Origin of the sequence: Allosediminivita pacifica, from assembly GCF_003054175.1 — a bacterium.
Taxonomy (GTDB): Bacteria; Pseudomonadota; Alphaproteobacteria; order Rhodobacterales; family Rhodobacteraceae; genus Allosediminivita; species Allosediminivita pacifica.
Window position 1 is genome coordinate 13,215 of sequence record NZ_QBKN01000024.1, and the last position, 25,661, is coordinate 38,875.

At 68.3% G+C, this 25,661-nt stretch carries 24 protein-coding genes; 7 read left to right on the top strand and 17 right to left on the bottom strand.

Annotation, left to right across the window (positions count from 1 at the left end):
- Nucleotide 1 precedes the first annotated feature (1 nt).
- Together C8N44_RS16885 and C8N44_RS16890 are read left to right on the top strand one after the other, a co-directional pair.
- A complete protein-coding gene (locus C8N44_RS16885; RefSeq protein ID WP_107977956.1) occupies nt 2–1,045 on the top strand; it encodes an ABC transporter ATP-binding protein in 1,044 nt (347 codons plus the stop codon).
- A 219-nt stretch (nt 1,046–1,264) separates the two neighbouring features.
- Nucleotides 1,265–2,359 (top strand): LacI family DNA-binding transcriptional regulator, encoded by a 1,095-nt coding sequence (locus tag C8N44_RS16890; RefSeq protein WP_158274077.1) that lies wholly within the window; start codon nt 1,265–1,267, stop codon nt 2,357–2,359.
- A gap of 16 nt (nt 2,360–2,375) precedes the next feature.
- Here the strand turns inward: C8N44_RS16890 and C8N44_RS16895 are convergent, their stop codons facing one another.
- The 12 genes from C8N44_RS16895 to C8N44_RS16950 all read right to left on the bottom strand — a co-directional run bounded on the left by C8N44_RS16895 (nt 2,376) and on the right by C8N44_RS16950 (nt 15,028).
- Nucleotides 2,376–2,819 carry a MaoC family dehydratase gene (locus C8N44_RS16895; protein ID WP_107978019.1) on the bottom strand — a complete coding sequence of 148 codons (444 nt, stop codon included), beginning with the start codon at nt 2,817–2,819 and terminating at the stop codon, nt 2,376–2,378.
- 126 nt (nt 2,820–2,945) lie between these two features.
- Nucleotides 2,946–3,818: a TIGR01459 family HAD-type hydrolase gene (locus tag C8N44_RS16900; RefSeq protein WP_107977958.1), complete on the bottom strand. Its 873-nt coding sequence runs from the start codon at nt 3,816–3,818 to the stop codon at nt 2,946–2,948.
- Nucleotides 3,819–3,989: 171 nt separating this feature from the next.
- The gene (locus C8N44_RS16905; RefSeq protein ID WP_107977959.1) at nt 3,990–4,910 is read right to left on the bottom strand and encodes a manganese-dependent inorganic pyrophosphatase; all 921 of its coding nucleotides are present in this window, start codon (nt 4,908–4,910) and stop codon (nt 3,990–3,992) included.
- A 146-nt stretch (nt 4,911–5,056) separates the two neighbouring features.
- A complete protein-coding gene (locus C8N44_RS16910; protein ID WP_107977960.1) occupies nt 5,057–7,414 on the bottom strand; it encodes a hybrid sensor histidine kinase/response regulator in 2,358 nt (785 codons plus the stop codon).
- 1 nt (nt 7,415) lies between these two features.
- Nucleotides 7,416–8,234, bottom strand: a complete 819-nt coding sequence (locus tag C8N44_RS16915; protein ID WP_107977961.1) for an alpha/beta fold hydrolase — start codon at nt 8,232–8,234, stop codon at nt 7,416–7,418.
- A gap of 199 nt (nt 8,235–8,433) precedes the next feature.
- Nucleotides 8,434–9,429 (bottom strand): Gfo/Idh/MocA family protein, encoded by a 996-nt coding sequence (locus C8N44_RS16920; protein ID WP_107977962.1) that lies wholly within the window; start codon nt 9,427–9,429, stop codon nt 8,434–8,436.
- On the bottom strand, nt 9,426–10,313 hold the full coding sequence (locus C8N44_RS16925) for a sugar phosphate isomerase/epimerase family protein (RefSeq protein ID WP_107977963.1): 888 nt from the start codon (nt 10,311–10,313) through the stop codon (nt 9,426–9,428). Before C8N44_RS16925 ends, C8N44_RS16920 begins: the two co-directional genes overlap by 4 nt.
- Before the next feature lie 19 nt (nt 10,314–10,332).
- A complete protein-coding gene (locus tag C8N44_RS16930; protein WP_107977964.1) occupies nt 10,333–11,166 on the bottom strand; it encodes a carbohydrate ABC transporter permease in 834 nt (277 codons plus the stop codon).
- On the bottom strand, nt 11,166–12,095 hold the full coding sequence (locus tag C8N44_RS16935; protein ID WP_107977965.1) for a carbohydrate ABC transporter permease: 930 nt from the start codon (nt 12,093–12,095) through the stop codon (nt 11,166–11,168). The genes C8N44_RS16930 and C8N44_RS16935 overlap by 1 nt, the downstream gene beginning before the upstream one ends.
- 64 nt (nt 12,096–12,159) lie before the next feature.
- Complete coding sequence (locus C8N44_RS16940) at nt 12,160–13,374, bottom strand: ABC transporter substrate-binding protein (RefSeq protein ID WP_107977966.1); 1,215 nt, start codon at nt 13,372–13,374, stop codon at nt 12,160–12,162.
- A gap of 32 nt (nt 13,375–13,406) precedes the next feature.
- On the bottom strand, nt 13,407–14,324 hold the full coding sequence (locus tag C8N44_RS16945; RefSeq protein ID WP_107977967.1) for an alpha/beta hydrolase: 918 nt from the start codon (nt 14,322–14,324) through the stop codon (nt 13,407–13,409).
- Nucleotides 14,321–15,028 (bottom strand): GntR family transcriptional regulator, encoded by a 708-nt coding sequence (locus tag C8N44_RS16950; RefSeq protein WP_107977968.1) that lies wholly within the window; start codon nt 15,026–15,028, stop codon nt 14,321–14,323. Before C8N44_RS16950 ends, C8N44_RS16945 begins: the two co-directional genes overlap by 4 nt.
- Nucleotides 15,029–15,154: 126 nt before the next feature.
- Between C8N44_RS16950 and C8N44_RS16955 the strand changes: the two genes are divergently transcribed.
- The gene (locus C8N44_RS16955; protein WP_107977969.1) at nt 15,155–16,231 is read left to right on the top strand and encodes an ABC transporter ATP-binding protein; all 1,077 of its coding nucleotides are present in this window, start codon (nt 15,155–15,157) and stop codon (nt 16,229–16,231) included.
- 3 nt (nt 16,232–16,234) lie between these two features.
- Here the strand turns inward: C8N44_RS16955 and mutY are convergent, their stop codons facing one another.
- The gene (mutY, locus tag C8N44_RS16960; RefSeq protein ID WP_107977970.1) at nt 16,235–17,278 is read right to left on the bottom strand and encodes an A/G-specific adenine glycosylase; all 1,044 of its coding nucleotides are present in this window, start codon (nt 17,276–17,278) and stop codon (nt 16,235–16,237) included.
- Nucleotides 17,279–17,369: 91 nt separating this feature from the next.
- Here mutY and C8N44_RS16965 point away from each other — a divergent pair, with 91 nt between their 5' ends.
- The 4 genes from C8N44_RS16965 (at nt 17,370) to C8N44_RS16980 (ending at nt 21,287) form a co-directional block, all read left to right on the top strand.
- Complete coding sequence (locus tag C8N44_RS16965) at nt 17,370–17,885, top strand: DUF721 domain-containing protein (protein ID WP_107977971.1); 516 nt, start codon at nt 17,370–17,372, stop codon at nt 17,883–17,885.
- A 30-nt stretch (nt 17,886–17,915) separates the two neighbouring features.
- Nucleotides 17,916–18,587, top strand: coding sequence for a DsbA family protein (locus C8N44_RS16970; RefSeq protein WP_107977972.1), 672 nt, complete (start codon nt 17,916–17,918; stop codon nt 18,585–18,587).
- The gene (locus C8N44_RS16975) at nt 18,584–19,702 is read left to right on the top strand and encodes a CaiB/BaiF CoA transferase family protein (protein WP_107977973.1); all 1,119 of its coding nucleotides are present in this window, start codon (nt 18,584–18,586) and stop codon (nt 19,700–19,702) included. Before C8N44_RS16970 ends, C8N44_RS16975 begins: the two co-directional genes overlap by 4 nt.
- Nucleotides 19,703–19,925: 223 nt before the next feature.
- Nucleotides 19,926–21,287: an FAD-dependent oxidoreductase gene (locus C8N44_RS16980; RefSeq protein WP_244641119.1), complete on the top strand. Its 1,362-nt coding sequence runs from the start codon at nt 19,926–19,928 to the stop codon at nt 21,285–21,287.
- Nucleotides 21,288–21,292: 5 nt separating this feature from the next.
- Here C8N44_RS16980 and C8N44_RS16985 read toward each other — a convergent pair whose 3' ends face one another.
- From C8N44_RS16985 to C8N44_RS17000, 4 genes are all read right to left on the bottom strand, one after another.
- The gene (locus tag C8N44_RS16985) at nt 21,293–22,357 is read right to left on the bottom strand and encodes a bifunctional transcriptional activator/DNA repair enzyme AdaA (RefSeq protein ID WP_107977975.1); all 1,065 of its coding nucleotides are present in this window, start codon (nt 22,355–22,357) and stop codon (nt 21,293–21,295) included.
- Nucleotides 22,358–22,747: 390 nt separating this feature from the next.
- The gene (locus C8N44_RS16990; protein ID WP_107977976.1) at nt 22,748–23,878 is read right to left on the bottom strand and encodes a saccharopine dehydrogenase C-terminal domain-containing protein; all 1,131 of its coding nucleotides are present in this window, start codon (nt 23,876–23,878) and stop codon (nt 22,748–22,750) included.
- On the bottom strand, nt 23,875–24,930 hold the full coding sequence (locus tag C8N44_RS16995; protein ID WP_107977977.1) for a saccharopine dehydrogenase: 1,056 nt from the start codon (nt 24,928–24,930) through the stop codon (nt 23,875–23,877). Before C8N44_RS16995 ends, C8N44_RS16990 begins: the two co-directional genes overlap by 4 nt.
- 61 nt (nt 24,931–24,991) lie before the next feature.
- On the bottom strand, nt 24,992–25,642 hold the full coding sequence (locus C8N44_RS17000) for a histidine phosphatase family protein (protein WP_107977978.1): 651 nt from the start codon (nt 25,640–25,642) through the stop codon (nt 24,992–24,994).
- Between the last annotated feature and the right edge of the window lie 19 nt (nt 25,643–25,661).

Below are 25,661 nucleotides of genomic sequence, written 5' to 3' on the forward strand. Positions count from 1 at the left end.
TATGGGAGCGATCCAGCTCGACAAGATCGAAAAATGGTTCGGCGAGGTCCAGGTCATCAAGGGTGTCGATCTCGACATCCGTGACGGGGAATTCGTGGTCTTCGTCGGCCCCTCGGGATGCGGCAAGTCCACGCTCCTGCGCATGATCGGCGGGCTCGAGGAAATCTCGCGCGGGGCGCTGCGCATCGATGGCAAGGACGTGACCAGCGATCCGCCGTCCAAGCGCGGCCTCAGCATGGTGTTCCAGAGCTACGCGCTCTATCCGCACATGTCCGTGCGCGACAACATGGGCTTCTCGCTCAAGACCGCCGGCGCGCCCAAGTCCGAGATGGACGAGAAGGTCGGCAACGCCGCACGTATCCTCAAGCTCGAGGACTTCCTCGACCGCCGGCCCAAGGCCCTCTCGGGCGGCCAGCGCCAGCGCGTCGCGATCGGCCGCTCGATCGTCCGCGACCCCACCGCCTTTCTCTTCGACGAGCCCCTGTCGAACCTCGACGCCGCGCTGCGGGTCGAGATGCGCTACGAGATCGCCAAGCTGCACAAGGCGCTGGGCCGCACCATGATCTACGTGACCCACGACCAGGTCGAGGCGATGACGCTCGCCGACCGTATCGTGGTGCTCGAATACGGCACCATCGCGCAGGTCGGTACCCCGCGCGAGCTCTACGAGAAGCCCGCCAACCTCTTCGTGGCGCAGTTCATCGGCTCTCCCGCCATGAACGTCATGCCCTGCAGGACCGAGGGTGGAGAGCTGCACCTCGAAGGCGGTCGTCCGTCGCCCTACGAGGGGTCGCGCCCGGCCACGACGCTCGGCGTACGTCCCGAGCACCTGCGCCCCGCCGCGCCGGGGCAGGGGCTCTTCGACGGGCAGGTCGAGGTGATCGAGTACCTCGGCGCCGATACCTACCTGATCGTCGACGCAGGCCCCCTCGGCCGGATCACCCTGCGCCAGCTCGGCGACACGGAAATCTCCGAGGGTGAAGTCATCGGGGTCGAGGCGACCGGCCCGGTTCACCACTTCGACAAGGATGGCAAAGCCATCTGATCTGACTGCGTTCTCATGTCGCGGGTGATGCCAATAATGTCATCTTTTGGCATCACCCGGCACCGAATGCACGAGGCTTCCCCTACCGCCTCCTTGCACCTATCGCGCGAATACTCCTGAGCTTTTTCGTGGGTGACGCCAATGGGCGTCGTTGATCGGAGGGGTAGGAATGATGCGGAACAGGTGGCACGCCGCGCCGGACAACAGCCGACCGGCACCATGAGCGTCCGCAAGGCCACGATCGCCGATGTCGCGCAACTTGCCGGCGTCAGCACCGCCACGGCGGGGCGTGTGCTGGGCGGCTACGGCTATAGCAGCGAGGACAAGAAGGCCCGCGTGCTCCGCGCGGCCGAGGCCCTCGGCTACCAGCCCAACCATCTCGCCCGCAGCCTCATCACCGGCCGCACCCGCACCATCGGGGTGGTCACCGCCGGCATCCAGCGCCAGCTCTACGGCGCCATTATCCGTGGAATCGCCGACACCGCCGAGCGCGAGGGCTTCGGCGTGCTCATCGCGAACAGCGACGAAGCCCCGGACGAGGAAATGCGCGCGATCCGAAATCTCACCGCCCGGCAGGTCGACGGTCTCATCGTTGCGCCCTGCGGCGACAGCTCGGACGCGCACCTGCGCAGGCTCGACGGGCAACTTCCGGTCGTCCTGCTCGACCGCGAGGTGGCGGGCCTCGACGTGGACAGCGTTGCCATCGACAACGTCGGCGCCGCCCGCGACTGCGTCGCCCGGCTGATCGCCGCCGGGCACGAGGCGATCGGCCTTGCACTCGACCTTCCGCGGACCGAGGCGCGCAGCGCCGCGGATTTCGTCACCCGGCCCCGGTCCCGCGCGCTTGCCACGGACAGCATGCTGCACCCGGGATGGCAGCGCTTCCATGGCTACCTTCTGGCCCACGAGGACGCGGGCCTGCCGGTGGACCTCTCTCTTCTCGCACAGGTGGCCGACCGCCGCGCCGAGGCGGCCGAGCGCGCCGCGCTCGAGCTCCTGCAGGCACCGCGGCGTCCCACGGCCCTGGTGGCGGGCAGCGCGAGGATGACGCGCGGGATCATGTCGGCCCTGCTGAAGACCGGTCACCGGATCCCCGATGACCTCTCCTTCGTGGGGTTCGACGATCTCGACTGGATGAGCTTCGTGTCCCCCGGCTACGACGCGGTGGCCCAACCGCGCCGCCGCATGGGCGAAACCGCGGCAAAGATGCTCATCGACCGGATCTCTGGACTGGCCGAGGCGCCGCGCCATCTGCGTCTCTCGCCGCGGCAGACCACCCGCGGCTCGGTCCGGGCCATCGCGGCCGGGGGCTGACCGGCGTCGCTGCGTGTCAGTCGAACTTGCGCGAGGGGGCCAGCACCTTCGCCTCGCCCGCCAGCACCAGCTTGCCGTCGACTTCGCAGCGGCAGTCCAGCGTGACCCGCCGCTTGGCATGGTCGATGCCCGTGACCGTCACCTCCGCGCGTACCGTGTCGCCGGGACGCACGGGGCCGAGGAACTTCAGCGACTGGCCGAGGTAAACGGTGCCGTGCCCGGGAAGCTGCTCGCCGATCACCGCCGAAATCAGCCCGGCCGTCAGCATGCCGTGGGCGATGCGCCCCTCGAAGATCGTCTCCTGCGCGTAGTCCTCGTCCAGATGGACCGGGTTCCGGTCGGTCGAGACCTCCGCGAACATCTCGATGTCGCGATCCGTCACCTGCTTCTGCAGGTAGCGGCTCATCCCCATCTCGATATCCTCGATGCAGATCGTGCCACGCGGAAGATTGTCGAACATCTGAGCCTCCATCGGCCTCTCCCGGCCCACGGCGCGTTGGAACGCGTCGGTAACAAATGACCACGCCTAAGGCGCATTTGGACATTTTATTACTTCGCGCGCGCAGAAAGTGCAAGTCCCAAGGCCTCAGCGTAGCGCGCCGATGGAAAATGTCGGCGAAATGCGGGCCTCTGCCAGGTAGCTCTCCAGCGCCTGCGGGTTCGGCTGGTCGGTGGTCTTCGTCTCCTGCCGGGCCAGCCCGCCGGTGATGAAGAGCGAATCGATATCCTCGCCGAGTGCGCCCTTGATGTCGGTGGCGATGCCGTCACCCACCGCCAGGATCGGCATCCTGTCGACGCCCGCCACCAGTTCCGACAGGCGCCGGCGGGCAAGGTCGTAGATCGGCGGATGCGGCTTGCCGAAGTAGAGGCTCACGCCCCCCATCTCGGTATAGAGTTCGGCCACCGCGCCGGCGCACCACTCGCGCGTCTCGCCCCGGTCCACCACGATGTCGGGGTTGGCACAGAGCAGCTTCAACCCCTTCTTCTGCGCCAGCAGCAGCTCGGGGCGCACCGTCTCGGGCGCCGCATGCCGGTCGAAGGGCCCGCAGCAGACGATGCCCTCGGCCTCTTCCAACTCCACCCGCTCGATCAGCACAGGGTCATCCACCGCCTTCAGCGGCTCGAAGAACCCCATGTCCGTCTCCTCGCCCATGAACCACACACGGCTGCCCACCACGCCCTGGAACATGGCCATGCGCGCCGCGTCGCCCGAGGTCGCAATGCTGTCCCAGGCATCGGCTGGCACGCCCAGCTTCTCGATCTGCTCCTGCACGCCCGCCCGCGGCCGCGGCGCGTTCGTCACCAGGATCACCAGTCCCCCCGCCTTGCGGTAGGCCTGCAGCGCCGCCACAGCCGAGGGGATCGCGCGCACCCCGTCGTGCACGCAGCCCCAGAGGTCCACGAACATGGCGTCGTAGTTGGCGGAAATGTCCGAAAGCTGCTCGATAATGCGCGTCATGGGGGTCTCCTGTCCTGCACGCCCTCTATGCCGCTGCGCCGCCCCGATGGCCAGACGCGAAAGGGGCGGTGGCCTGCGCGCACCGCCCCTGCTTCTTCTTGGTGGAAATATTCCGGGGGAGGCCCGAAGGGCCGGGGGCAGAGCTCCCATGCCCGGCCGGCCAGACGCGCCTCAGACCTTGAGGTTCGGGATAATCTGCTTCTTGCGGCTCATCACGCCGGGCAGAACCACGGTGTCGCCCGTGACGGTGGCGCCAAAGCTTTTCTCGGCCACGCCCTTCACCAGGTCGTTGGGCACCAGCAGCGTCGCCTCTTCCTTCAGGATGTCCACCACGAAAAGCAGCACCTCGTCGACGCCGTCCTCGGCGGCCACGTCCTTCATCGAGGCCATCAGGCTCTCCTTGCGGCCCAGCGGCATTTCCGGCGCCGTGGTCTCGAGCACCGAAACGCGGAACTTCGTGCCGTCGACCTCGTATTCCTTGGAATCCATCCGGATCAGCTCAGCGTCGGAAAAGGCCGAAACGTCCGACTTAGCGGCGAACATCTTGGCCGCGTAATCCGTCAGGTCGAGGCCCAGTTCCTGCGCCAGCGCCTCGGCAACGGCGCGGTCTTCCTGCGTCGTGGTGGGCGAACGGAACTCCAGCGTATCGGACAGGATGCAGGTCAGCATCGCGCCCTTGATCGCCTGAGGCGCCTGCGCCATGTCCTTGCCGATCATCTTGTGCATGATCGTCGCGGTGCAGGCGAGCGGCTCGATGCGGATGTCGATCGGACCCTTGGTCTCGAGCCCGCCGACCAGCTTGTGGTGGTCGATGATGCCGCGGATGTCGGCACCGTTCACGTTGGCGGGCAGTTCGGCGGGGTTGTTGGTGTCCACGATCACCACGGGCGCGCCGTCTTCCACGTCGCCGATGATCTCGGGCTTGTCGAGATTCCAGTGCTCGAGCATGAAGGCGGCCTCGGTGTTGGGCTCGCCCAGCAGGACGGGCTTGGCGGCCTCGCCCTTGATCTCTGTCATGTACCAGGCCCAGATGATCGGGCTGCCGGTGCTGTCGGTATCGGGCGACTTGTGGCCGAAGACTTGAGTGGTCATTGGAAATCCTCTTGCGCAGACGGAGAGTTTTGCGGGCCTTCTAGACATAGGATCGACGCTTGTCACCCCGCCATGCGGCAGTGCGGCGACGCGTGGCCTGTCGCAGCGTCACTCGGAAGTTGCGGGACTCTGGCCTCCGTCGCGCCTTACCGCGTTCCGCCTTTCGTCACTCCTGCCCGCGTGAGCACGCCTTCGATCGCCTCGAGCAGCGCCCGGCGCGGTATCGGCTTGACCAGGCAGGGGTCGTCCGGCCGAACGCCGTCGCTGCCCATGATCGTGGCGCTGGCATGGCCGGTCAGAAAGATGACCGGCAGGTCGGGCCGCGAAGCGCGCAGGGCCCGCGCCAGGTCGCTGCCCTGCAGCTTGCCGGGCATGATCATGTCGGTCAGCAGCAGGTCGATGGGCGGGCCTTGTGAAAACGCCACGGCAGCCTCGTCCCCCGATCGCGCCCGCAGCACGTCGTAACCCGCGGTCTCAAGCATCCGTCCCAGCGTCGAGAGCACCGCCGCCTCGTCCTCGACCAGCAGCACCCGGCAGCCCCGGAAGGGGGCGGTGCCGTGCGTTCTCGGGACCTCGGTCTTGCGCGCGGGGGCCTCCGCCTCGACGGGGAAGTAGAGCTCGAAGGTGCTGCCCTCCCCGGGCGCCGAGCGCACCCGGACCCCGCCATCGGACTGCCGCATGAAGCCGCAGGCCATTGAAAGGCCAAGTCCCGATCCGCTGCCCGCCGGCTTGGTGGTGTAGAAGGGTTCGAAGATGCGCGACACCTCCGTGCCGGCGATGCCCTCGCCGGTGTCCGTAACGGACACCACCACGTAGTCTCCTGCCTGCATGTCGCCCAGGACCGCGCTTGCATCCCGGCTCGTGACCTGCTGGGCCGCCACGTCGACCCGAAGCGCGCCGCCCTCGGGCATGGCGTCTCGCGCGTTGATCAGCAGGTTGAGCAGCGCGCTCGCGGCCATGTCGGGATCGGCCCTCACGCGCGGCAGCCCGGGCGCGGCGCCGACCTCCATGGTGATGGTTGCCGGAAAGGTCCGACCGGCCCAGGCCGTGGTCTGTTGCACCACCTCGCCAAGGTCGAAGACCTTCGGTTCCAGCCGCGCCTGCCGGGCAAAGGCCAGCATGCTGCGCGTGAGCCCCGACCCGCGCTCGACCGCCCCGAGCGCCTGTTCGATGCAGTGCTGCCGGTCGGCCTCGGAAATGGCTTCGCCCATGAGCTCGAGATTGCCCATGATGACGGCGAGCAGGTTGTTGAAATCATGCGCCACGCCGCCCGTCAGCTTGCCGATGGCCTCGTTCTTCTGCGCCCGCTGCGCGATCGAAGCCATGGTCGCAAGCTCGGTCTCCGCCTCGACCTCGGGCGTGACATCAAGAAAGACGCAACTGCCCTCCACGCCGCCCCGGTGGTCCGGGGCCACGCTGCCACGGAGTTCGAACCACCGCGTCGCGCCCTCCGGTGTGCGCATCTGGAAGCGCCCGTTCAGCGTCGAATCCCGCCCCTGCTGCAGCGCCTCCGTGATCCCGGCCTGCACCGCATTTGCGCTCACCGTGTCGAGGATGCCCGGATCGCGGTAGAGATCGGCGGACGAGATGCCCCAGAGCACCTCGCAGCGCGGCGACACGTAGGTGATGCGCAGGCCGCCCTCCACCCCCCGCTCGAAACTCATCATGACCGCCGGCAGGTTCGCGTTCAGTTGAAGCACGCGGGCCTTTTCCTGGTCCCGCTCGGCCTCGGCCTGTCGTTGCCGGGTCAGGTCCTGCACGACGCCGATCACCCGGGTGATGCGCCCGTGCCGCCACTCGGCCTCGCCCTTGATAAGCAAGTGTTTCCGGCGGCCTTCGTCGGTGTCGATCGCCACCTCCGAGGAGAAGGGCTCGCCGGTTCGGCTGGTCCGCGCCAGGTAATGCAGGATGTCACGCCGGACCTGGTCGCTCGACAGGTAGCACGCCGCGTCGACCAGGCTGGGCGCATTGCCCTCGGGCAGGTCGAACAGTTCGAAGACCTTGGGCGACCACCGGAAGGTCTCGGTCTCGACGTCGAAGGACCAGGCCCCGATGCCGCCCAACGTCTCGACCTGCCGCAGCCAGTTGGCCTCGTTCTCGGCTTCCTCGCGGCGACTGGACTGCGCCCGCTCGTAGCGCCGGCGCCGGTCTGCCGGGAAGAGGGCAAGCACCGTCGTGCCTTCGGTGTCGATCACCCGCCCGCTCAGCAGCACGTCCCAGCGCCCGATGTGGGGCCGCTCGATCTGGAAGGCGGTTTCTTCCAGCTCGCCCCCCATCCGGAGCCGCGGCAGCAGGTGCATCTCGTAGAAGACGCGCGCACCGGCCGGCAACAGATCGCTGAAGCTCTGAAGGCCGATCACCTCGGATTCCGACTGGCCGATCCAGTGCAGGAAACGCGGGTTGGCCGCCTCGATCACCCCATCGGCACCGGTCCGGACCAGCCCGCAGGGCGCCGCCGCGGCAAGGTCGAACGGGTCGCCTTGGCCTGCGTCGTCCTGGGCCATCTCAGGTGCCTGCGGCCGGGGCGACGTCGGTCAGCGCACGGCGCACCGTTTCCGCCGTCTCTTCGGGGTGGGTGATGTGCGGGCAGTGTCCCGTCGCCTCGAGCCGCACCAGCCGGCTCCCGGGGATCGTCTCGTGCACGAAGGCGATGGCCGGCTCGGGCGCCACCGGGTCTTCCTGGCACTGCAGGATCGTCACCGGCACGCCGACCTTCGGCATATCCTCCCGGCAATCCGAAAAGAACGTCACACGCGCAAAAGGCGTCGCGAATTGCGGATCGGCGCGGCACAGGGTTTCGACGAAATCGTCGGTGAATTTCGGCCGGTCTGGATTCCCGATGACGATGGGCGCGAAAACCCGGGCCCAGTCCACGAAATTCGCCTCGAGCAGGTCGATCAATTGATCGAGCATTTCCCGCTCGAAGCCGCCGCGATACCCATCGTCGTTCAGGTAGCAGGCCGAGGGGCCGATCATGACGATCGATGCGAACAGATCAGGCCGCCGGATCGCGGCCAGCGCCGCGATCATCGTGCTCACCGAGTGCGCCACGAGATGAACCTGGCTCAGGCCCATGGAGTCGAGCAGCGCGATCAGATCCAGCGCATAGCCGTCGAGCGTGCTGTGCCGCTGCCTGTCGTAAAGCTCCGGGTCCGCGCGCCCCAGCCCCGCAAGGTCGAAAAGGAGCACCCGATGATCGCCTTCAAAAGCGGGTGCCACGTCCTTCCAGACCAGCTGATCGCAGCCAAAGCCGTGCGCGAAGACGACGACCGAATTTCCCTCGCCCCGGATCCTGACATTGTGGCGCTCTGCAAGCGTAGCCATCGCATCCTTCACCGTCCGTGCTGTCGTGCAATTTGCTTAGCACATAAGCAGTCCGATGTCTTGGATGCGATATTGCGGATTGCCGAAAACCGGCAAGTCACTGGGACTCCCGGATTTCCACCGGATGCCCCCGCCATTTCCCGGTCGGATCACTGCGCATTCCGCCCACCGTGGAATTGCCCGAAACACGCGGCGCCGTTCAGACCTCGACCTGTGCGATCATCCGCTCCAGCCGTTCCATGGCGCGCACGCCGTCTTCGATACCGGGCACCTCGCGGCGCTCGCCGCGCAGCACCGCGGCCACGTCGGCCAAAAGCGCGGCATAGCCCTTGTGATCCTCGTTCGCCGCGGCAGTGAAGTTAGGCCGCCAGGAAAGCGTGTCACAGTCCGGATCGAGCCGCGCGCCGGGATCATCCGCCTTGAACGGCGGATCGCGGTAGAGCGCCACGTCGATGATGTTGTCCACGTGCAGCCGGGCGTGATCGCCCATGATCCGGATTTCCTCCATCGGCGTGCCGCGCGACTGCACGGTGCCCATGACCACGTTGCCGATCACGCCGCCTTCGGTGGTGAAGTTGACGTGCAGCAGAAGCTTGCCCGGCGTTGGCGAGGCGCTGCGCACCTGCATCTCGCCGAAATCCTCGCCCGCGAACCAGGGGATCAGGTCCATGTAGTGCACGCAGTGGTGCAGGTAGAAGCCGGTGTAGTCCGGCTCGCCCTCGAAGTAGCCGGGGGCGGTCATGTAGGCGCCGGTGATGCCCAGAACCTCGCCGAAGTCGCCGTCGCGCAGGGTATTCATGGCGATGCGGTTGCCGGTGGAATAGCGCTTCATGAAGCCCACCATGACCGGCTTGCCGGCGCGCCGCGCGGCTTGGGCCACCTCGCGGGCCCCCGCGGCATCGGCGGCTGGGGGTTTTTCCATGAAGACGGGCAGCCCGGCCTCGAGCGCCGCGATGGCGGCCGCGCGGTGCAAATCGGGCCCCACGGCCATGCCCACCGCGTCGATGCCGCCCGCCGCGATCATCTCGCGGAAATCGTCGTAGCAGGCGGTCACGCCGTATTCCTCGGCGGTGCGCGACAGCGCCGCCCCGTCACGGTCGCAGAGCGCCGCCACGCGGATGTCGTTGCGCCCGAGCTGGGGCAGCAGCATCTGGCGCGCGTGCCGGCCGCAGCCGATCCATCCCATCCGGATCATTGGTCTACCTCCGCCAGTGCGAGCGCGTTGCGCACGAGCCCGAGTCCTGCACGCAGCTTGGCGCTCTCGTCCTCGTGCGGCGGGCGCCAGTGCGCGATGGGCAGGGCCACGCGGTCGTCGTCGCGGCGGAACGGCTCAAGCGAGATCGGACCGGCGTAGCCCGCGCGGGCCAGCGCCCGCATCACGGCGGGCCAGTCCACGTGCCCGGTGCCGGGATGGCCGCGGTGGTTCTCGTTGGCCTGGAAGTGCGCGATGCGCGGGCCCGCCATGCGGATCGCGTCGGGGATCGAGCGCTCTTCCATGTTCATGTGGAACGTGTCGAGCATCAGCTTGAACGCCGGGTTGTCGACTGCGTCCACGACCTCGCAGGCCTGCCGGGTGGTGGACAGGATGTCGGTCTCGAAACGGTTCAGGGCCTCGACCGCCAGGGTGATGCCCGCGGCCTCGGCATGGGGTGCGACGGCGCGAAACCCTTCGACGGTGCGTTCGGCCCGCGCCGCGATGTCGTCGTCGGTACGTGGCAGGGGCGGGCGTCCGGCAAAGACCATGGGCTCGCCGTAAAGCGGCCCGCCCACCACGCTCGCGCCCATCTCGGAGGCCACGTCCACGCAACGGCGCAGGTAGTCGAGCCCGCCCTGCCGCGCGCTCTCGTCCTCCGAGGCGATGGACCGCTGCGGGTTCACCCGCGCGGCCAGCACGGTGAAGATGCCCGCATCCTCGGCCGCGCGGCGCACGTCGGCGGGGCTCAGGTCGTCGTCGGGTTCGGGCACCAGCAGCTCCACGAAGTCGAAGCCGAGATCGCGCGCCTTGGCGAAGTAGGGCAGGTCGGCGCGGGTGAAGGGCCGCGCGAACTGCATGGAAATGATGCCGATGGGATTCTGCACGATGGGTCCTCTTGTTGGTTCAGCCCTTGACCGCGCCCTGGGTCAGGCCGGAGATCAGGCGTTTCTGCACGAGAAGGAAAAGCACGGTGGCCGGCAGGGCGCCGACGATGCCGCCGGCGGTCAGCAGCCCCCACTGCACCTCGTATTCCCCGATGAGCGTCTGCACGGCGACGGTGATCGGGCGCACCTCGCGGCCGCCCAGGGTCAGGGCGTAAAGGTACTCGTTCCACGAGGTGATGAAGATGTAGATGCCGGTGGCGATGATGCCGGGCAGGCAGAGCGGCAGGACCACCCGCCGCAGCGCCTGCAGCCGCGTGCATCCGTCCGTCATCGCCGCCTCGTCGAGCGAGCGCGGGATGCCGTTGATGTAGCTGACCATCATCCAGATCGAGAAGGGGATGGCGATGGTCGAGTTCGCCGCGATCAGCGCGATATGAGTGTCCAGCAGCCCCAGCACCCGCATCAGCACGAAAAGCGGCAGGATCAGCAGCACCAGCGGGAACATGTTGATCAGCAGGAACTGCAGCATCAGGATCCGCTTGCCCCGGAATTCGAAGCGCGAGAAGGAGTAGGCCGCCGTCACGCTCAGCGAAAGGCCGACAATGACGGTCCCGCCCGCCACGATGAAGCTGTCGAGCAGGTTGTCCGCAAAGCCCACGGTCCGGAACAGTCGCGCATAGTTCTCGAGCGTCGCGTTCAGCAGCGAGGGACCCTCGGTGAAAAGCGTCGACTCGTCGCTGACCGAGGTGATGAACATCCACAGGTACGGACCCAGCGTGAAGGCGAGGATCGCCAGCATCGGCAGGTCCACCGTCAGGATGCGCCGCATCGTCGAAGGTTTGTGAAGCGCCATCAGGACACCGCCTTTCCGGTCCGCCGGAGGTAGAAGACGACCACCACCATCAGCAGCAGCGTGAACAGCACCGCGATCGCCGATCCGTAGCCGAAGTCGAGGTTCGTGCGCGCCTTCACGAAGGCGTAGAGCGGCAGCGTGTGGGTTGCGTAGCCGGGTCCCCCGCCGGTCATCACGAAGATCACGTCGAAACTGTTGGCCACCCAGATCAGCCGCAGCAGAACCGCGGTCATCATCACGCCCGAGATGCCGGGCAGGGTGATGTGCCAGAATTGGCGCCAGGCGCTTGCCCCGTCGATCGACGCGGCCTCGTAGTAGCTGCGCGGGATCGCCTGCAGCCCGGCAAGGATCATCACCGCGAAGAAGGGAAAGCCCTGCCAGGTCAGCGTCAGGATGATCGAGGCCAATGCATAGGTCGGATCGGCCAGCCAGGGGATCGACTGCTGGATCAGGCCCATGCGCAGCAGGAACTCGTTCGCCACGCCGTAATTGCTGTCGTAGATCCAGACCCACATCAGCGCGATCACGACCGAGGGCAGGGCCCATGGAATGATGATGAGCGCGCGCGCCACCGGTCTCCAGGGAAACTCCTGGTTCAGCAGCAGCGCCGTCACCAGTCCCAGCAGCAGCTGGGCGGGAATGGTGGTGCCCATCCAGATCACCGTGTTGCGCAGCGAGATCCAGAAGACCTCGTCGGCCAGCGCGGTACGGAAGTTCTCGAGCCCCACCCAGTCGAAATCGTTCGGGCGGAAAAGCACGTAGTCGTGCAGGCTCATCCAGGCGGTCTGCACCATCGGAAAGAACACGATGGCCAGCGTCACCAGCACCGCCGGCGAGAGCATCGCATAGGGAAGCACCCGCCGTCCCAGCGCGGCGCGGCGCCCCTGGCGGTCCTGTCGGGATAAATCGGTCGCGGTCGCGTCCGTCATGGCACGAGGCTTTCGGCTGTCGGGAAGGGGAAGCCGGGCGCCGTGGGGGCGCCCGGCGCTGGCGTCACTCGGCGAAGAGTTCCGAAATCGTCTCGTTCATCTCGGCCGCCTCGATGTCGCCGGTCAGCACGCGCTGCATCTGCGTCGGCCAGACCGTGTTCACGAAGTCCGCGGTCGCGGCACTGTCGGGCAGCATCTCGGCAAAGGGCAGGCTGTCCACCGTGGCCTGCACGAAGCGCTGCGGATGCAGGGACCAGCTTTCGCTGTCCGCCTTGACCACCGGCAGCTGGCCGGTTGCCTCGTTGAACATCGTGTTGTTCCCCTCCGACGACAGGTAGGAGATCCACTTCCACGCGGCCTCGGGGTCCTCGGCACCGGCCATGACGGCCGTGCTCTCGTCGCCGAAGGCGGTCCAGCGACCACCGCCGCATTCCGGCACCGGCGCCGCGGCGACGTCGTCGCCAAGCGCCTCGACCATGCCGTTGGCCGAGCCGATGTGGTGGATGGTCATCGCGGTCTTGCCGGCCTTGAAGGCGCCGATGATCTCCTGGAAGCCGTCGTTCGGCGCAGAAGGCGGGAAGACGCCGTCCTCGCGGAACAGATCCGCCACGAACTGCGTCCCCGCGACGCCTGCGTCCGAGGTCAGTCCCTCGGTCAGGCTGACACCCTCGGCACCCAGCGTGAAGCTCGCCCAGTGGTCATGCCCGCCCTTGGCGCCGCGAAAGCCGAAGCCATAGGTGTCGGTCTGCCCGTCGCCGTCGGTGTCGCGCGTCAGCGCGTTGGCAACCTCGCGGAACTCGTCACAGGTGGTCGGCACCTCCAGCCCCAGCTCCTCGAACATAGAGGGGCGGTAATAGAGGTAAAGCACCACGTACTGCACCGGAAGGTAGTACTGCGTGCCGTCGGGCCCGACGGTCAGCTTCAGCAGGTTGTCCTGCAGGCCCTCCGCGCCCTCCCAGTCGGCAAGCCAGTCCTCAATGGGCTGCAGCGCACCCATCTCGACCAGCCGTGGCTGGGCGAACATCTTGACCATCGCCGCGTCGGGGGCGTTGCCGCCGATGATCGCGGTGTAGAGCTGGTCGTAGTAGCTGTTCCAGGGGATGTTCTCGGCCTCGACCGTGATCCCGGGATTCGCCTCCTCGAAGGACGCCACCAGTTCGTCCATGGGGTTGTCGGCGTTGTCGAAGTGGTACCAGAAGCGGACCGTGCTGTCGGCGGCCGCCGCCCCGGCCGTCAGCGCAAGCGCCGTGCCCAGGACCGTCAATGTCTTGAATTTCATAACTTTTCCTCCCTTATGATGCCGCCTCTCCTCTAGGCGGCTGTCGACGTCAGTCTCCCGAAGGCCGCGCCCGCCCGCGCGAAGGCGTCACGCGCCTCCGGCAGGGCGCTGCCCATTTGCATGAAGCCGTGCACCACGCCCTCGATCCGGTCGAAGGGATCGTCGCGCCCGATCGCGCGCAGCCGCGCGACAAGCAGCTCCGTGTCCGACAGAAGCGGGTCTAGCCCCGCCGCGTTGAGGTAGATCGGCGGAAGAGCGGCCAGTGCCGCGTCGCGCGCGGCCAGCGGTGCCACCAGCGGGTCGCCACGCTCGGACGCTGCGGCATACCAGTCCCAGTAGCGCATCATCTTGGCCCGGGTCAGACCCGGCCCCTCGGCCCGTTCGCGGTAGCTCTCGGTTTCGAAATCGGCGCCGTAGACGCCGTAGAACAGCAGCAGCGTGGCCGGCAGCGCCGCCTTCGCCTCGATCAGACCCAGCGTCAGCGCCAGCGCGAGGTTCGCCCCCGCGCTGTCACCGGCAAGGCTCCAGCGCCGCGACGGATCGCGCGCTTCCCAGGCCCGGAGCAGATCGTCGAGCGCCGCGGGGTAGGGGTGCTCGGGCGCCAGCCGGTAGTCCACCGTCAGCACCGGGCAGCCGCAGGCCTCGGCAAGCCGCCGCGACGCCCCCTCATGGGTCTGCGGCGAGCAGAAGGCCCAGCCGCCGCCATGCACGTGCAGGATGGCATCCGTGCCCCTGTCGTTCGCGGGCACCACCCGGCGCGCGGGCATGCCCGCGTGCATCATGGTGCGCGCCTCGGCCATCTCCGGGAGCTCGGCGTTCCAGCGAAGATTGGTCAGCTCCGCCAGCGTCCTGCCGTGCTGCGGCAGAAGCAGCGTCGGATCGCCCAGCCCGGCGTCCTCCGCGCCGAGCCGCTCCAGAACCGCCCGCATGCTTGCCGAAGGCCCCGTCATGACTTGCTCCGCGCCACGTCGCCGGTCAGGTCCGGACCGAAGTCCACGATCGTCGCGATGTGATGGGCCAGCAGTTCGCGCAGCTGATCCAGGTCGCGCGCCTCCAGTGCCTCGATGATGGGGCGATGCCGCTCTGCCGTCTCTTCCAGCGCCCGGTTGGGTTGCGAGTTCAGGATCTTGAAACGGTGCGCGTGGATCAGGCAGCGCGTCAGGATCGGCGAGACCAGCGGCAGGTCCGCCGCCTCGAACAACCGCGTGTGAAAGGCCCGGTCCCGCACCGACAGGGCGTATTCGTCGCAATCCCGCGCCGCGTTGCGCATCGCGTCCAGCAGCGCCCGCAGGTCGGCGGTCAGCGCGCTGTCGGCCCGCGCGATCACACGGTCGAGATGGCTGCATTCAACCTGGCTGCGCAGGCTCAGTAGGGCGCGCGCGTCATCGACGGGGCAGGGGGCAACGCGGGTGCCGCGGTTGGGCTGGCGCTTCACCAGCCCCTCCTCGTTCAGCTGCATCAGCGCCTCGCGCACCGTCCCCTGGCTGCAGCCGAAGCGCTGCGCCAGGTCCAGCTCCGTCAGGGTCCGCTCCGGCGCCAGCACCCCCAGCACGATCTCCTTCTGCAGCGCCACGAAGATCGTGTGGCTGCGCCGGCTCGACTGGCGCGGAACGAGATCCGTGATCGGGTCCTGGTTGAAGCTTTCGACCGCCATCTGTCTTTCCGGTCCTCCCCGACCGAGCCCTCTCAGCGGGCTTGCGTGAAATTATCGATATTGATAACGTGACAATTATCGATAATGCAACCCCGAATATCCGGGGTTGTTCGGGAGGAGGACAAGATGGCCGATATCCGTCTGAACGGACTGGTGAAGAACTATGGCGCCGTGCGCGCCATCCACGGTGTCGACCTGACCATGAACGACGGCGAATTCGTCGCCTTCGTCGGGCCCTCGGGCTGCGGCAAGTCGACGATGCTGCGCATGATCGCGGGGCTCGAGGAAATCTCGGGCGGCGAGCTGCGCATCGGCGGCAGGCTCGTCAACGACGTGGAGCCCAAGGGCCGCGACGTGGCCATGGTCTTCCAGGACTACGCGCTCTACCCGCACATGACCGTGCGCGACAACATCGGCTTCGGTCTCAAGATGCGCGGCCTGCGCCCGGCCGAGATCGCCCCCAAGGTGCAGGAGGCCGCCGACATCCTCCAGATCGGCGAATACCTCGACCGCAAGCCCGGCCAGCTCTCGGGCGGCCAGCGCCAGCGCGTCGCCATGGGCCGCGCCATCGTCCGCGAACCCTCGGTCTTCCTCTTCGACGAGCCGCTCTCGAACCTCGACGCCAAGCTCCGGGTCGAGATGCGCACCCAGATCAAGCGCCTGCACGCCATGCTGAAGACCACCATGGTCTACGTCACCCACGACCAGACCGAGGCCATGACGCTGGCCGACCGCGTCGTGGTCCTGCGTGCCGGCCGGATCGTGCAGGAAGGCCCGCCGATGGAGCTCTATGCGCGTCCCAACTGCCGCTTCGTGGGCGAATTCATCGGCTCGCCGCAGATGAACGTCTTCTCCGGCGCGCTCGACAGGTCCTCGGGCGCTCCCAAGCTGCGCATGGGCGACATGGCCATGGACCTCGGCGAGGTCCCCGCCCACGGCGGCGCCCGCCTCGACGTGGGGATCCGCCCCGAGCACCTGTCCTGGGCCGATCCCGCGGCGGCGAGCCTCACCCCCACTGTCGAGGTCTTCGAGCCGCTCGGCTCCGACACCATGGCGATCTGCCGGCTGGACGGACAGGAACTCACCGCCCGCCTTGCCCCCGACGTCGACCTGCGCCGCGACCAGCGCATCGGGCTCGGCTACGATCCGGCGCAGCTCCACTATTTCGACGGCGAGACGGGCGCCCGCCTCGAAGCGGCCTGAGCCCTAACCGCGCGCGAGGTCGAAGGCCTTGCGCATCACCGTGGGCAGGTCGGCGGGGCTGAACTCGGCCTGCTCGACGAAATCACCCACGTCGGGCTGCCGCTCCATCGGCACCAGCGCGGTCATCACCTTCAGGCGCAGGTGGAAATGGGTGAAGGTGTGGCGCGCCTCGCCCGCCACCTCCTTCCACTCGGCCCGGATCGGCGGCGCCTCCTGCGGCGCCTCGCCCCACTCGCTGCCGGGCCAGCCCAGCATCCCGCCCAGAAGGCCCCGGTCCGGGCGCCGCTCCAGCAGCCAGGCGCCGTCCACGCGGCGGGCGAGGTAGACGATCCCGAGCCGTGTCGGCTTGCGCTTCTTGGGCGTCTTCTTCGGCAGCTCTGCCTGCGTCCCCGCTTCCCACGCGGCGCAGGCGCGGCGCCAGGGGCAAAGCCCGCAGGCCGGGTTGCGCGGTGAGCAGATGGTCGCACCAAGGTCCATCACCGCCTGCGCATAGTCGCCCGTCCGCCCGTCCGGCGTCAGCGCCTCGGCATAGCCCGTCAGGATCGGCTTGGCGGCAGGCAGCGGCGTGTGTTCGTCGTGCAGCCGCGACATGACGCGCTCCACGTTGCCGTCGACTACCGTCGCGGGCAGGTCGAAGGCGATCGCCCCAACCGCCGCCGCGGTATAGGGCCCCACGCCCGGCAGCGCGCGCAGCGCGTCGAGATCGGCGGGAAACACGCCGCCGTGTTCCTCCGCCACGACACGGGCGCATTTCAGCAGATTGCGGGCCCGCGCGTAATAGCCAAGCCCCGCCCAGGCGGCCATCACGTCTTCGTCCCGCGCTGCCGCAAGGTCGGAAACCGTGGGCCAGCGGGCCGTGAAGACCTCGTAGTAGCTCTTGACCGCGGCCACCGTGGTCTGTTGCAGCATGATCTCGCTCAGCCAGACCCGGTAGGGATCGGGGCGCACGCCATCGGCCCGTGCACGCGGGCCCACGCGCCAGGGCAGGGCGCGGGCGTTGTGGTCATACCAGTCGAGCAGATCCGACGGATCGGCGACGTCACGCAAGGGTGAGGCTCCTGTGAGCGGTTGGGTGCGAATCCGGGCTGGCACCGCCCGGCACGGTCACTAGAATAGGGCCGCGACAGGGGAGTCAAACATGCCCAAGCGATCCTCGACCACCCACGGCTTCTCGGCGGCCTCCAAGCTGCTGCAGGGGCGCATCCGTCAGGCCAGCGAAAGCCGCGGCTTTGCCCAGTCGCGGGTGCTCACCCACTGGGAGGAAATCGTGGGCGAGGACATCGCCGCGATGGCCCGTCCGGTCGAGGTCAGCTATGCCCGCAAGGGCATTGGCGCCACGCTCAGCGTGCTGACCACCGGGGCACTCGCCCCCCTCGTCGAGATGCGCAAGGAAGAGATCCGCAACCGCATCAACGCCGTCTACGGCTACAACGCCATCGCCCGGCTGCGCGTGACGCAGACCGCCGCCACCGGTTTTTCCGAGGGGCAGGTCGATTTCACGCACAAGCCGAAAGCCGAGGCCCCCGCCGCGCCATCCCCCGAAGTCCGCATCCGCGCACGGCAAAGCGTCGAGCAGGTCGGCGACGAAGGGCTGCGCGCCGCGCTTGAACGCCTGGGCACAAACGTCCTATCGAAAGGCCGGACCGGGCAGTGATCCCGGACCGCACACCATGAAGAGGCCCGCATGAAACGTATCCTGACCACCGCGCTCGGCGCGATCGCCGTGACAGCCGCCGCCGTCTGGTGGTTCGCCCTCCGCGCCCCCGAGCCGGCCATGGCCCAGACCGCCGAACCGGTGGCCGATGCCTCCGGTACCTCCGAGCAGTTCGGCGTGACCGAGATGACCATGGGCGCCGAGGACGCGCCGATCGAGGTGATCGAATACGGCTCCTTCACCTGTCCGCACTGCGCGCGCTTCCACAACGATGTCCTCCCCGAGATCGAGGAGAACTACATCGACACCGGCGAGGTGAAGTTCACCTTCCGCGAAGTCTACTTCGACAAGTACGGCATGTGGGCTTCGCTCATCGCGCGCTGCGACGGTGGCACCGAGCGCTTCTTCGGCCTCGCCGACATGTTCTACTCCACGCAGTCCGAATGGGTCCGCGCCGGCTCCGAAGGCGCCATCGCCGACGAGCTGCGCAAGATCGGCCGCATCGGCGGTCTCGACAGCGACAGGATCGACGCCTGCCTTGCCGACGGCGACAAGCTCCAGAGCCTTCTGGAATGGTACCAGGCCAACGCCGAGGCGCATGACATCACCGCGACGCCCTCCTTCGTGATCGACGGCGAGAAGTACTCCAACATGCCCTACGATGATTTCGCCGAGGTGCTCGACGCCAAGCTCGGCGAATGAGCGACGCGACCAAGGGGCCGCTTTCCGGCCTGCGCGTGATCGAACTGGCACGCATCCTGGCCGGCCCCTGGGCCGGCCAGACGCTGTCTGATCTCGGCGCCGAAGTCATCAAGATCGAGGCCCCGCAGGGCGATGATACCCGCCGCTGGGGCCCGCCCTTCATCGACCGCGAAGGCGACCGCTCGGCCGCCTACTTCCACTGCTGCAACCGCGGCAAGATCTCCGAGGTGGTGGACCTCGCCTCCGAGGCCGGTCAGGCGCGGATGCGCGAGCTGATCGCCGGGGCCGACATCCTGATCGAGAACTTCAAGGTCGGCGGCCTTCGGAAATACGGCCTCGACTACGACAGCTGCGCCGCGCTGAACCCCGGCCTCATCTACTGCTCGATCACCGGCTTCGGCCAGGACGGGCCCTACGCCCACCGCGCCGGCTACGACTACATCATCCAAGGCATGTCCGGCCTCATGTCGGTGACCGGCGATCCGCAGGGCCAGCCGCAACGCACCGGCGTTGCGGTGACAGACCTCTTCACCGGGCTCTACTCGGTCGCGGGCATCCTCGCCGCGCTGCACCAGCGGGGCCAGACCGGCCGGGGCCAGCACATCGACATGAGCCTGCTCGACTGCGCCGTGGCCACCACCGCCAACCAGTCGCTGAACTACCTCGCCACCGGCGAGGCCCCGGGCCGGATCGGCAACTTCCACCCGAACCTCACGCCATACCAGGTCTTCGACTGTTCGGACGGGCACATCATCATTGCGGTCGGCAACGACGCCCAGTACCGCCGCCTCTGCGAGTTGCTGGACCGTCCCGACCTCGGCGCCCATCCCGACTACGCCACCAACGCCGACCGCGTCGCCCACCGCGACGCGCTGGCGGCGGAACTGACGAAGGCCACTCGCCTGCGCACCAAGGCCGACCTGCTCGCCGCCTGCGAGGCGCAGGGCGTGCCCGCCGGCCCGATCAACGACCTGGCCGAGGTCTTCGCCGACCCGCAGGTCGTGGCCCGCGGATTGCAGATCGCCCCCGAGGGCGTCCCCGGTGTCCGCAGCCCGATCCGCTTCTCCGACGCGCGGCTCGACCTTTCCCGCGCCGCCCCCAAGCTCGGCGGCTGAGCGGACACCTCGCCAAAGGCGCAACAGCTCCCCTCTCCCCTCGGGGGAGAGGGTTAGGGTGAGGGGGCGAGGAGCGCCCGGAAAACATGCTGGGAGCATGTTTTCAGAGACGAGCGGGCGGAGCCCCGGACAGGTGCATCCGACGTCGCGTCCTTCCACTCGCGTCCCGGCCCTTCTCCCGGTACGAGTCGCGCCAACCAAGGGGAGAGGAACGCCCGTGACACTGCACAGCATCACCGAGCCCGCACGCGAAACGCCGGTCATCCACCGCACCGAGCTGCTTGTCGTGGGCTCCGGCCCCGGCGGGCTTGCCGCGGCTCTCGCCGCCGCCCGGGCGGGCGTCGAGGTCACGCTGCTGGAGCGCTTCGGCTGCTTCGGTGGCAACATCACCGTCGTCGGCGTCGAGGGCTTCGCCTGGTATCGCCACGAACAGACCGTCGAGGCCGGCGGCATCGGCTGGGAATTCGAGGAGCGCGCCAAGGCCATGGGCGCCGCCACCCCCGAGAGCCAGTCGCTGAGCTACGAGCTCGACAGCGAGGGCTTCAAGCTGGTCGCCGACCGGCTGGTGGAAGAGGCCGGCATCCACCCCATGCTGCACCGCCAGTTCGTCGCCCCCATCATGGAGGGCGACACGATCCGTGGCGTCATCGTCGAATCCAAGGCCGGGCGCGAGGCGATCCTGGCCGAGCGCGTCATCGACGCCACCGGCGACGCCGACGTGGCCCACCGCGCGGGCGCGCCCACCCACAAGACCCCGGTCGAAGAGATGCAGGCCGCCAGCGTCATGTTCCACCTCGCGGGCGTCGACAAGACGGCCTTCATGGCGGGCGTGAAATCCGACCCCCAGACCTACAGGGACTGGTCCTCCGGCGAATGGGAGGTCGAGACCTCGGGCAAGGAGGACACCATGTTCTCGCCCTTCCTGCGCAAGCCCTTCGAGAAGGCGATTGAGGAAGGCTACATCCCCGCGCATCTCAACACCATCGGCGGCACCTGGGGCGCGGTGCACGACAGCGGCGAGATGACCTACATGAACCTCGTGCACCTGGCCTGCTGCGACGGCACCGATCCCGACAGCCTCACGAAGTTCGAGATCGAGGGCCGCGCGCAGGCCATGCAGGCCATCGACGCGCTGCGCCGCTACACGCCCGGCTGCGAGGGCGTGCGCCTGCGCAACTTCGGCATGTCGATCGGCATCCGCGACACGCGCAAGATCGACGCCCATTACAACATGACCGACCACGACGCCCGCGAGCAGGGCCGCTTCGAGGACAGCATCGGCATCTATCCGGAATTCATCGACGGCTACGGCGTCCTGATCCTGCCCACCACGGGCCGCTACATGCAGATCCCCTACCGCTCGATGCTACCCAAGCAGGTGAAGAACCTGCTGGTCGCGGGCCGCGCCACCGGCGGCTCGCGTATCGCCCATGCCGCAACCCGCAACATGGCCTGCTGCGCCGTGTCGGGTCAGGGTGCGGGCGTGGCCGTGGCGCTTTCGATCAAGGCAGGCACGGCGCTCGACGCCGTGGACATGACCGCCGTGCAGGCCGAGGTGAAACGCCAGGGCGTCCGCATCGACTGAGGCTGTCAGGCGGGCGCGGTGCTGCGATAGGCGGCTTCGATCTCGATCAGGCGCTGCTTGCGCCAGAGCCCGCCGCCGTATCCGGTCAGCCGCCCGTCGGCGCCGATCACCCGGTGACAGGGCACCATCAGCGCGATGCGGTTCGCGCCGTTGGCCCGCGCCACGGCGCGCACCGCATCGGGTCGTCCGATCTCTCGCGCGATTTCCGAATAGCTGCGCGTCTCGCCGGCCGGAATGGCGCGCAGCGCCTCCCAGACCTCGCGGCTGAAGGCGCTCCCGTGATAGGCAAGCGGCGTCGCGAATTGCGCCTGACGCCCGTCGAAAAAGGCGTCGAGTTCCGCGCGCGCCTGCGCGGCGGGCTCCGTCTCGCCGATGCCGATGCCGCCGCTGACCGAGGCCTGCAGCTCTTTCAGTTCCGCCGCCAGCGCCTTGCGCCCGGTGAATTCCAGCAGGTGCAGATGCGTGGGGCAGGCCACGGCGATCATGTCGCCCAGCGGCGTCGGGATCCACGTGGCCTGCAACATCCCGCCGCCTCTCAGGGCGGCGGGCGTGACCCCCAGAAGCCGGGCCACGGCGGCGCGAAAGGCCGCGGGCGACTCGAAGCTTGCCTCGACTTGCGCATCTATCACCCGCCCACCACCGGCCAGCACCTCGAACCCTTCACGCAGCCGCCGCTGGCGGGCCATCTCGAGAAAGGTTATGCCGAACTGACGCTTGAAGGCGCGGCGCACGGTCGAGGAATCGTAGCCGCGCGCAGTCACGTCCCCTTCGGACCATCGGTGGCCGGGATCGGCATCGAGCGCGGCCAGAAGGTCGGTCACGATGGGATCGCGCCCCGCGGCGGCATCGAGCGGCTTGCAGCGCTTGCAGGGGCGGAAACCGGCCTCGATGCACCCCGCGATCGTATCGCGGAAAGTGCAGTTCTCGGACTTGGGTTTCCGCGCCGGACAGACGAAGCGGCAAAAGATGCCGGTCGTCGCCACGCAGACCCAGGCCCGCCCCTCGTAGGAGGGATCGCGGTCCATCAGGGCCTGGTAGAGGGTCGGGTGATCGGGCAGGTCGAACAACATGCTCCGACCCTAGCACCGGCCGATGCCCGGTGCGGCCTGAAATCGGGCGCCAATCTCGGAAACCGCGCAGCCCCGGGACCGGAGATCCGCACGACGCCCGCACCCCGCGCAACAGGTCCCCTCTCCCCTCGGGGGCGAGGAGCGCCCGGAAAACATGCGTGGTCCGTCTGAGGTCAGCGGCACATCACCGGCGGCCCGGAGCAAAGCCCCACGCCGGCCCCCCGCCGCAACCTATCCCCTCCCCCTGTCAGGGGGAGGGCCAGGGAGGGGGGCGGTAATACGTGCCAAAGCCCCGTCCCTGCGGGACAAACCTGACAAACGGTTAACCCAAATATGTAACCTATTGATTCATAAAGGGCGCAAAGATGTCCCGGCCCGGGACACCCGTTTTCAGGCCAGGTGATCCACCCGCTTCAGCTGCTGGGCAAGGCTGTCCACCACCTCCAGCCAGCGGCTCACCAGCGCGGGATCGGATGGCGCCGCGGTGACGCCCACGGGCACTTCCTTGGCCATCACCGCCTCGACCGCGAGCGACACCGGGATCGACACCAGCCGGCCCATGGCATTGCCCCGCTCGTCGCCCCGGGCGTCCATCACCCAGGTCCGGTGCCAGACGGTCTCGCCGTCCTTCTCGGCCTTCAGCGACACGCAGAGCACAACCCGGTCGGCCTCGCCCTCCTCGTAGGCGTTCTCCTCGAGCAGCTTGTCGGCCATTTCCTGCAGCCGCGCATCATCGGCCGTGCCCACCTCGGCAAAGATGTCCTTCCAGGCCGCGGCCCAGCCATCCAGCCGCAGCGTGCCGCGGACGAAGTCCTTCACCGGCCACTCGGGCTCGAAGCCGTATTCGGCCATGAAGGGCAGCGAGTCGCGGTTGGGATAGACCTCGAAGGCCTCGGGGCTGTCGAGCGGCGCCTCGTAGCGCCCCAGCGCGTCCCAGGGCCGGTTCACTTCGAGCACCTCGAAATCCCGCACCGACTTCGACGGCGACCGCAGCGCCTTCAGCACCCCTACAGGCGCCCAGCTGAACTTGTAGCGCATCGGGTTCGGCTTGGCCGGAACGCCGCCACAGTAGGAGGTGAAGCTGACCGTGTTGGCGGGGTCGTAGGCGGCTGAGCCCTTGTAGGCGGTGACAAGGTCATGCGCCATCAGGTGGTCGATGCCCGGGTCGAGCCCGACCTCGTTCACCAGCCGCAGGCCCTTTTCCTGCGCCATCTCGTCAAGGTTGCGCATCTGAGGCGCGATGTACGACGACGACACGAAATCCGCGCCCGTCTCGATGGCGAGCGAGGCCAGCGGCACGTGCCAGTCGGCGGGCAGCATGGAGACGATCACGTCGCCCTGCTTCAGCTCGGCAGACACCGTCTCCATCGAGAAGGGGCCGATCTTGTCCGTCAGATCGCCGACCGCCTCGCGCGCCTTGGATTCGGTCCGGTTCCAGACCTTCACGTCATGCCCCGCCTCGATCAGGCGGCGAAGGCCGGGGATCGTGCTCAGCCCCGTGCCGCACCAGTGGATCGTCATGCTGCCTCTCCTGTGTGTTTGTCGAATTCGGTCCTGGCCCGTCCCCAGACGCCGCTGTCCAGCGCGTCGAGCGTGGCGAGATGCGGCAGAAGCTGCGCCGCGAAATCCTCGGAGCTCTCGAGCGGCAGGAGCGAGGGCAGGTTGTCTATGGCCATGACCTCGAGCGGGGGCGCGTCGTGCACCCGCAGGACGGGGGCCTCCCAGCTTGTGGCGCGGTCATAGACGGGAACGGGGTTGAAGCTGCTGTCGGGATCGCAGGCGATGTCGCCGATCACCCGGAGCTTGCGGTCAAGCCCGCCCGCATCCTCCGGCACGAAGACCGGAACGCCGGGTCCGGCAAGGATGCAGTTGAAGAAAAGCGCGTGGTCCAGCACCTCGGGGAAGGGGCCGCCGTGCGCGGTCTCGGCCATGTCCCAGGGGGTGACGGGCACGCTCATTGCGCTGCAGAGATCCCGCGCCCCGCTGCCCACGCGGCCGAGCGCGCCGATGACCAGCGCGTCAGGTGTCTCGCCCGTGGACTCGACGGCCGCCTTCACATCGGCGCGCATGTCTCCGGCCTGCGGCCAGGTGGTGACCGGCGGGCAGGGCTTGTCCTGCCGCTGCGCGGCCCAGGCCAGCAACGAGACCGCCGCGCCCGCGTAGCCCGCCCAGTAGCCGAAGGCGGCGACGCGGCGACCGTTCTCGTCGACGAGGTATTCGAGATCGTAGAGCGCACCTCCGCCGGCCTTGAAACGGTCCAGCAGGCGGGCACCGGCGCTCTGGCCCTTGTAGGCGTGGCCGAACATGATGTGGCGGTGGGGCAGGGGCGTGCCGTCGTCGGGCAGCTCCTTCAGGCCGAAGATCAGCGCCTCTCGGGGGGCCTCGGGCCAGCTGCCTTCAGGCGCCACCTCGGCACCCGCCTCGCGGTAGGCCGCGATCGGGAAGACCCGGTCGGCGCTCTCTTCCACCGTGACCCGGAAGCCCCGCGCGATCAGCACGCGCGCGCCCTCGGGCAGCAGCCCGACCCGTTCCTCGTGCGGGCGGGATTCGGCCCGCACCCAAAGATGCACCATGTCCTGTTCCTTCATTTTGGGCGCACGCTAGCGCAAGCCGGGACGGGCCGAAACCCGCGGTTCAGAGATGGCTGCGGGCGTGCTGGCGATGGGGGTGTTCGAGGTGGGGCAGGGCGTTGAACTGGACCAGCGCCAGCCCTGTGGGCATCGGGTGCAGCCGGTGGACCGAGCTGTTCTCGATGGCGAGGCAGAGGTGGGACATGGCAGTCACGTCCAGCCCCATGACGATGCGGATGGCCATGCCGATCAGCCCGCCGGAGGTGACGACGAGGGCGCGGCCCTCGCCGGCCGAAATCTCCTCGATCGCTTCGCGGGTGCGGGTCTCGAAGGCCTCGAAGCTCTCGGGCGCGTTGTCGATGCGCCCCGCCTGCCATTCGGAGAAGACCCGCGGCATGTGCCGCAGGAAGCCTTCGCGGTCGCGGGGGATGGCGACGCCCTGCTGCTGCTCCAGAAGCTGGGAGAGGGTGAAGTATTCCAGCTCGTTCAGACGGGGGTCGATCACGAGGTCTTCGGCGCCCATGGCGGCGGCGGTCTCGGCGTGGCGGCGCAGGGTGCCGCAGTAGGCGCGGGCGAAGGTTTCGCCGGCGTCCCGGAAGTGCTCGCCCAGCCAGGCGGCCTGCTGGTGGCCAAGGTCGCTGAGGCGGTCGTAGTCGCCCTCGGTGCGGGCGGCGCTGTTGGCCTGACCGTGGCGGACGAGGGTGACGTGGGACATGAGGCTCTCCTGCTTGCGG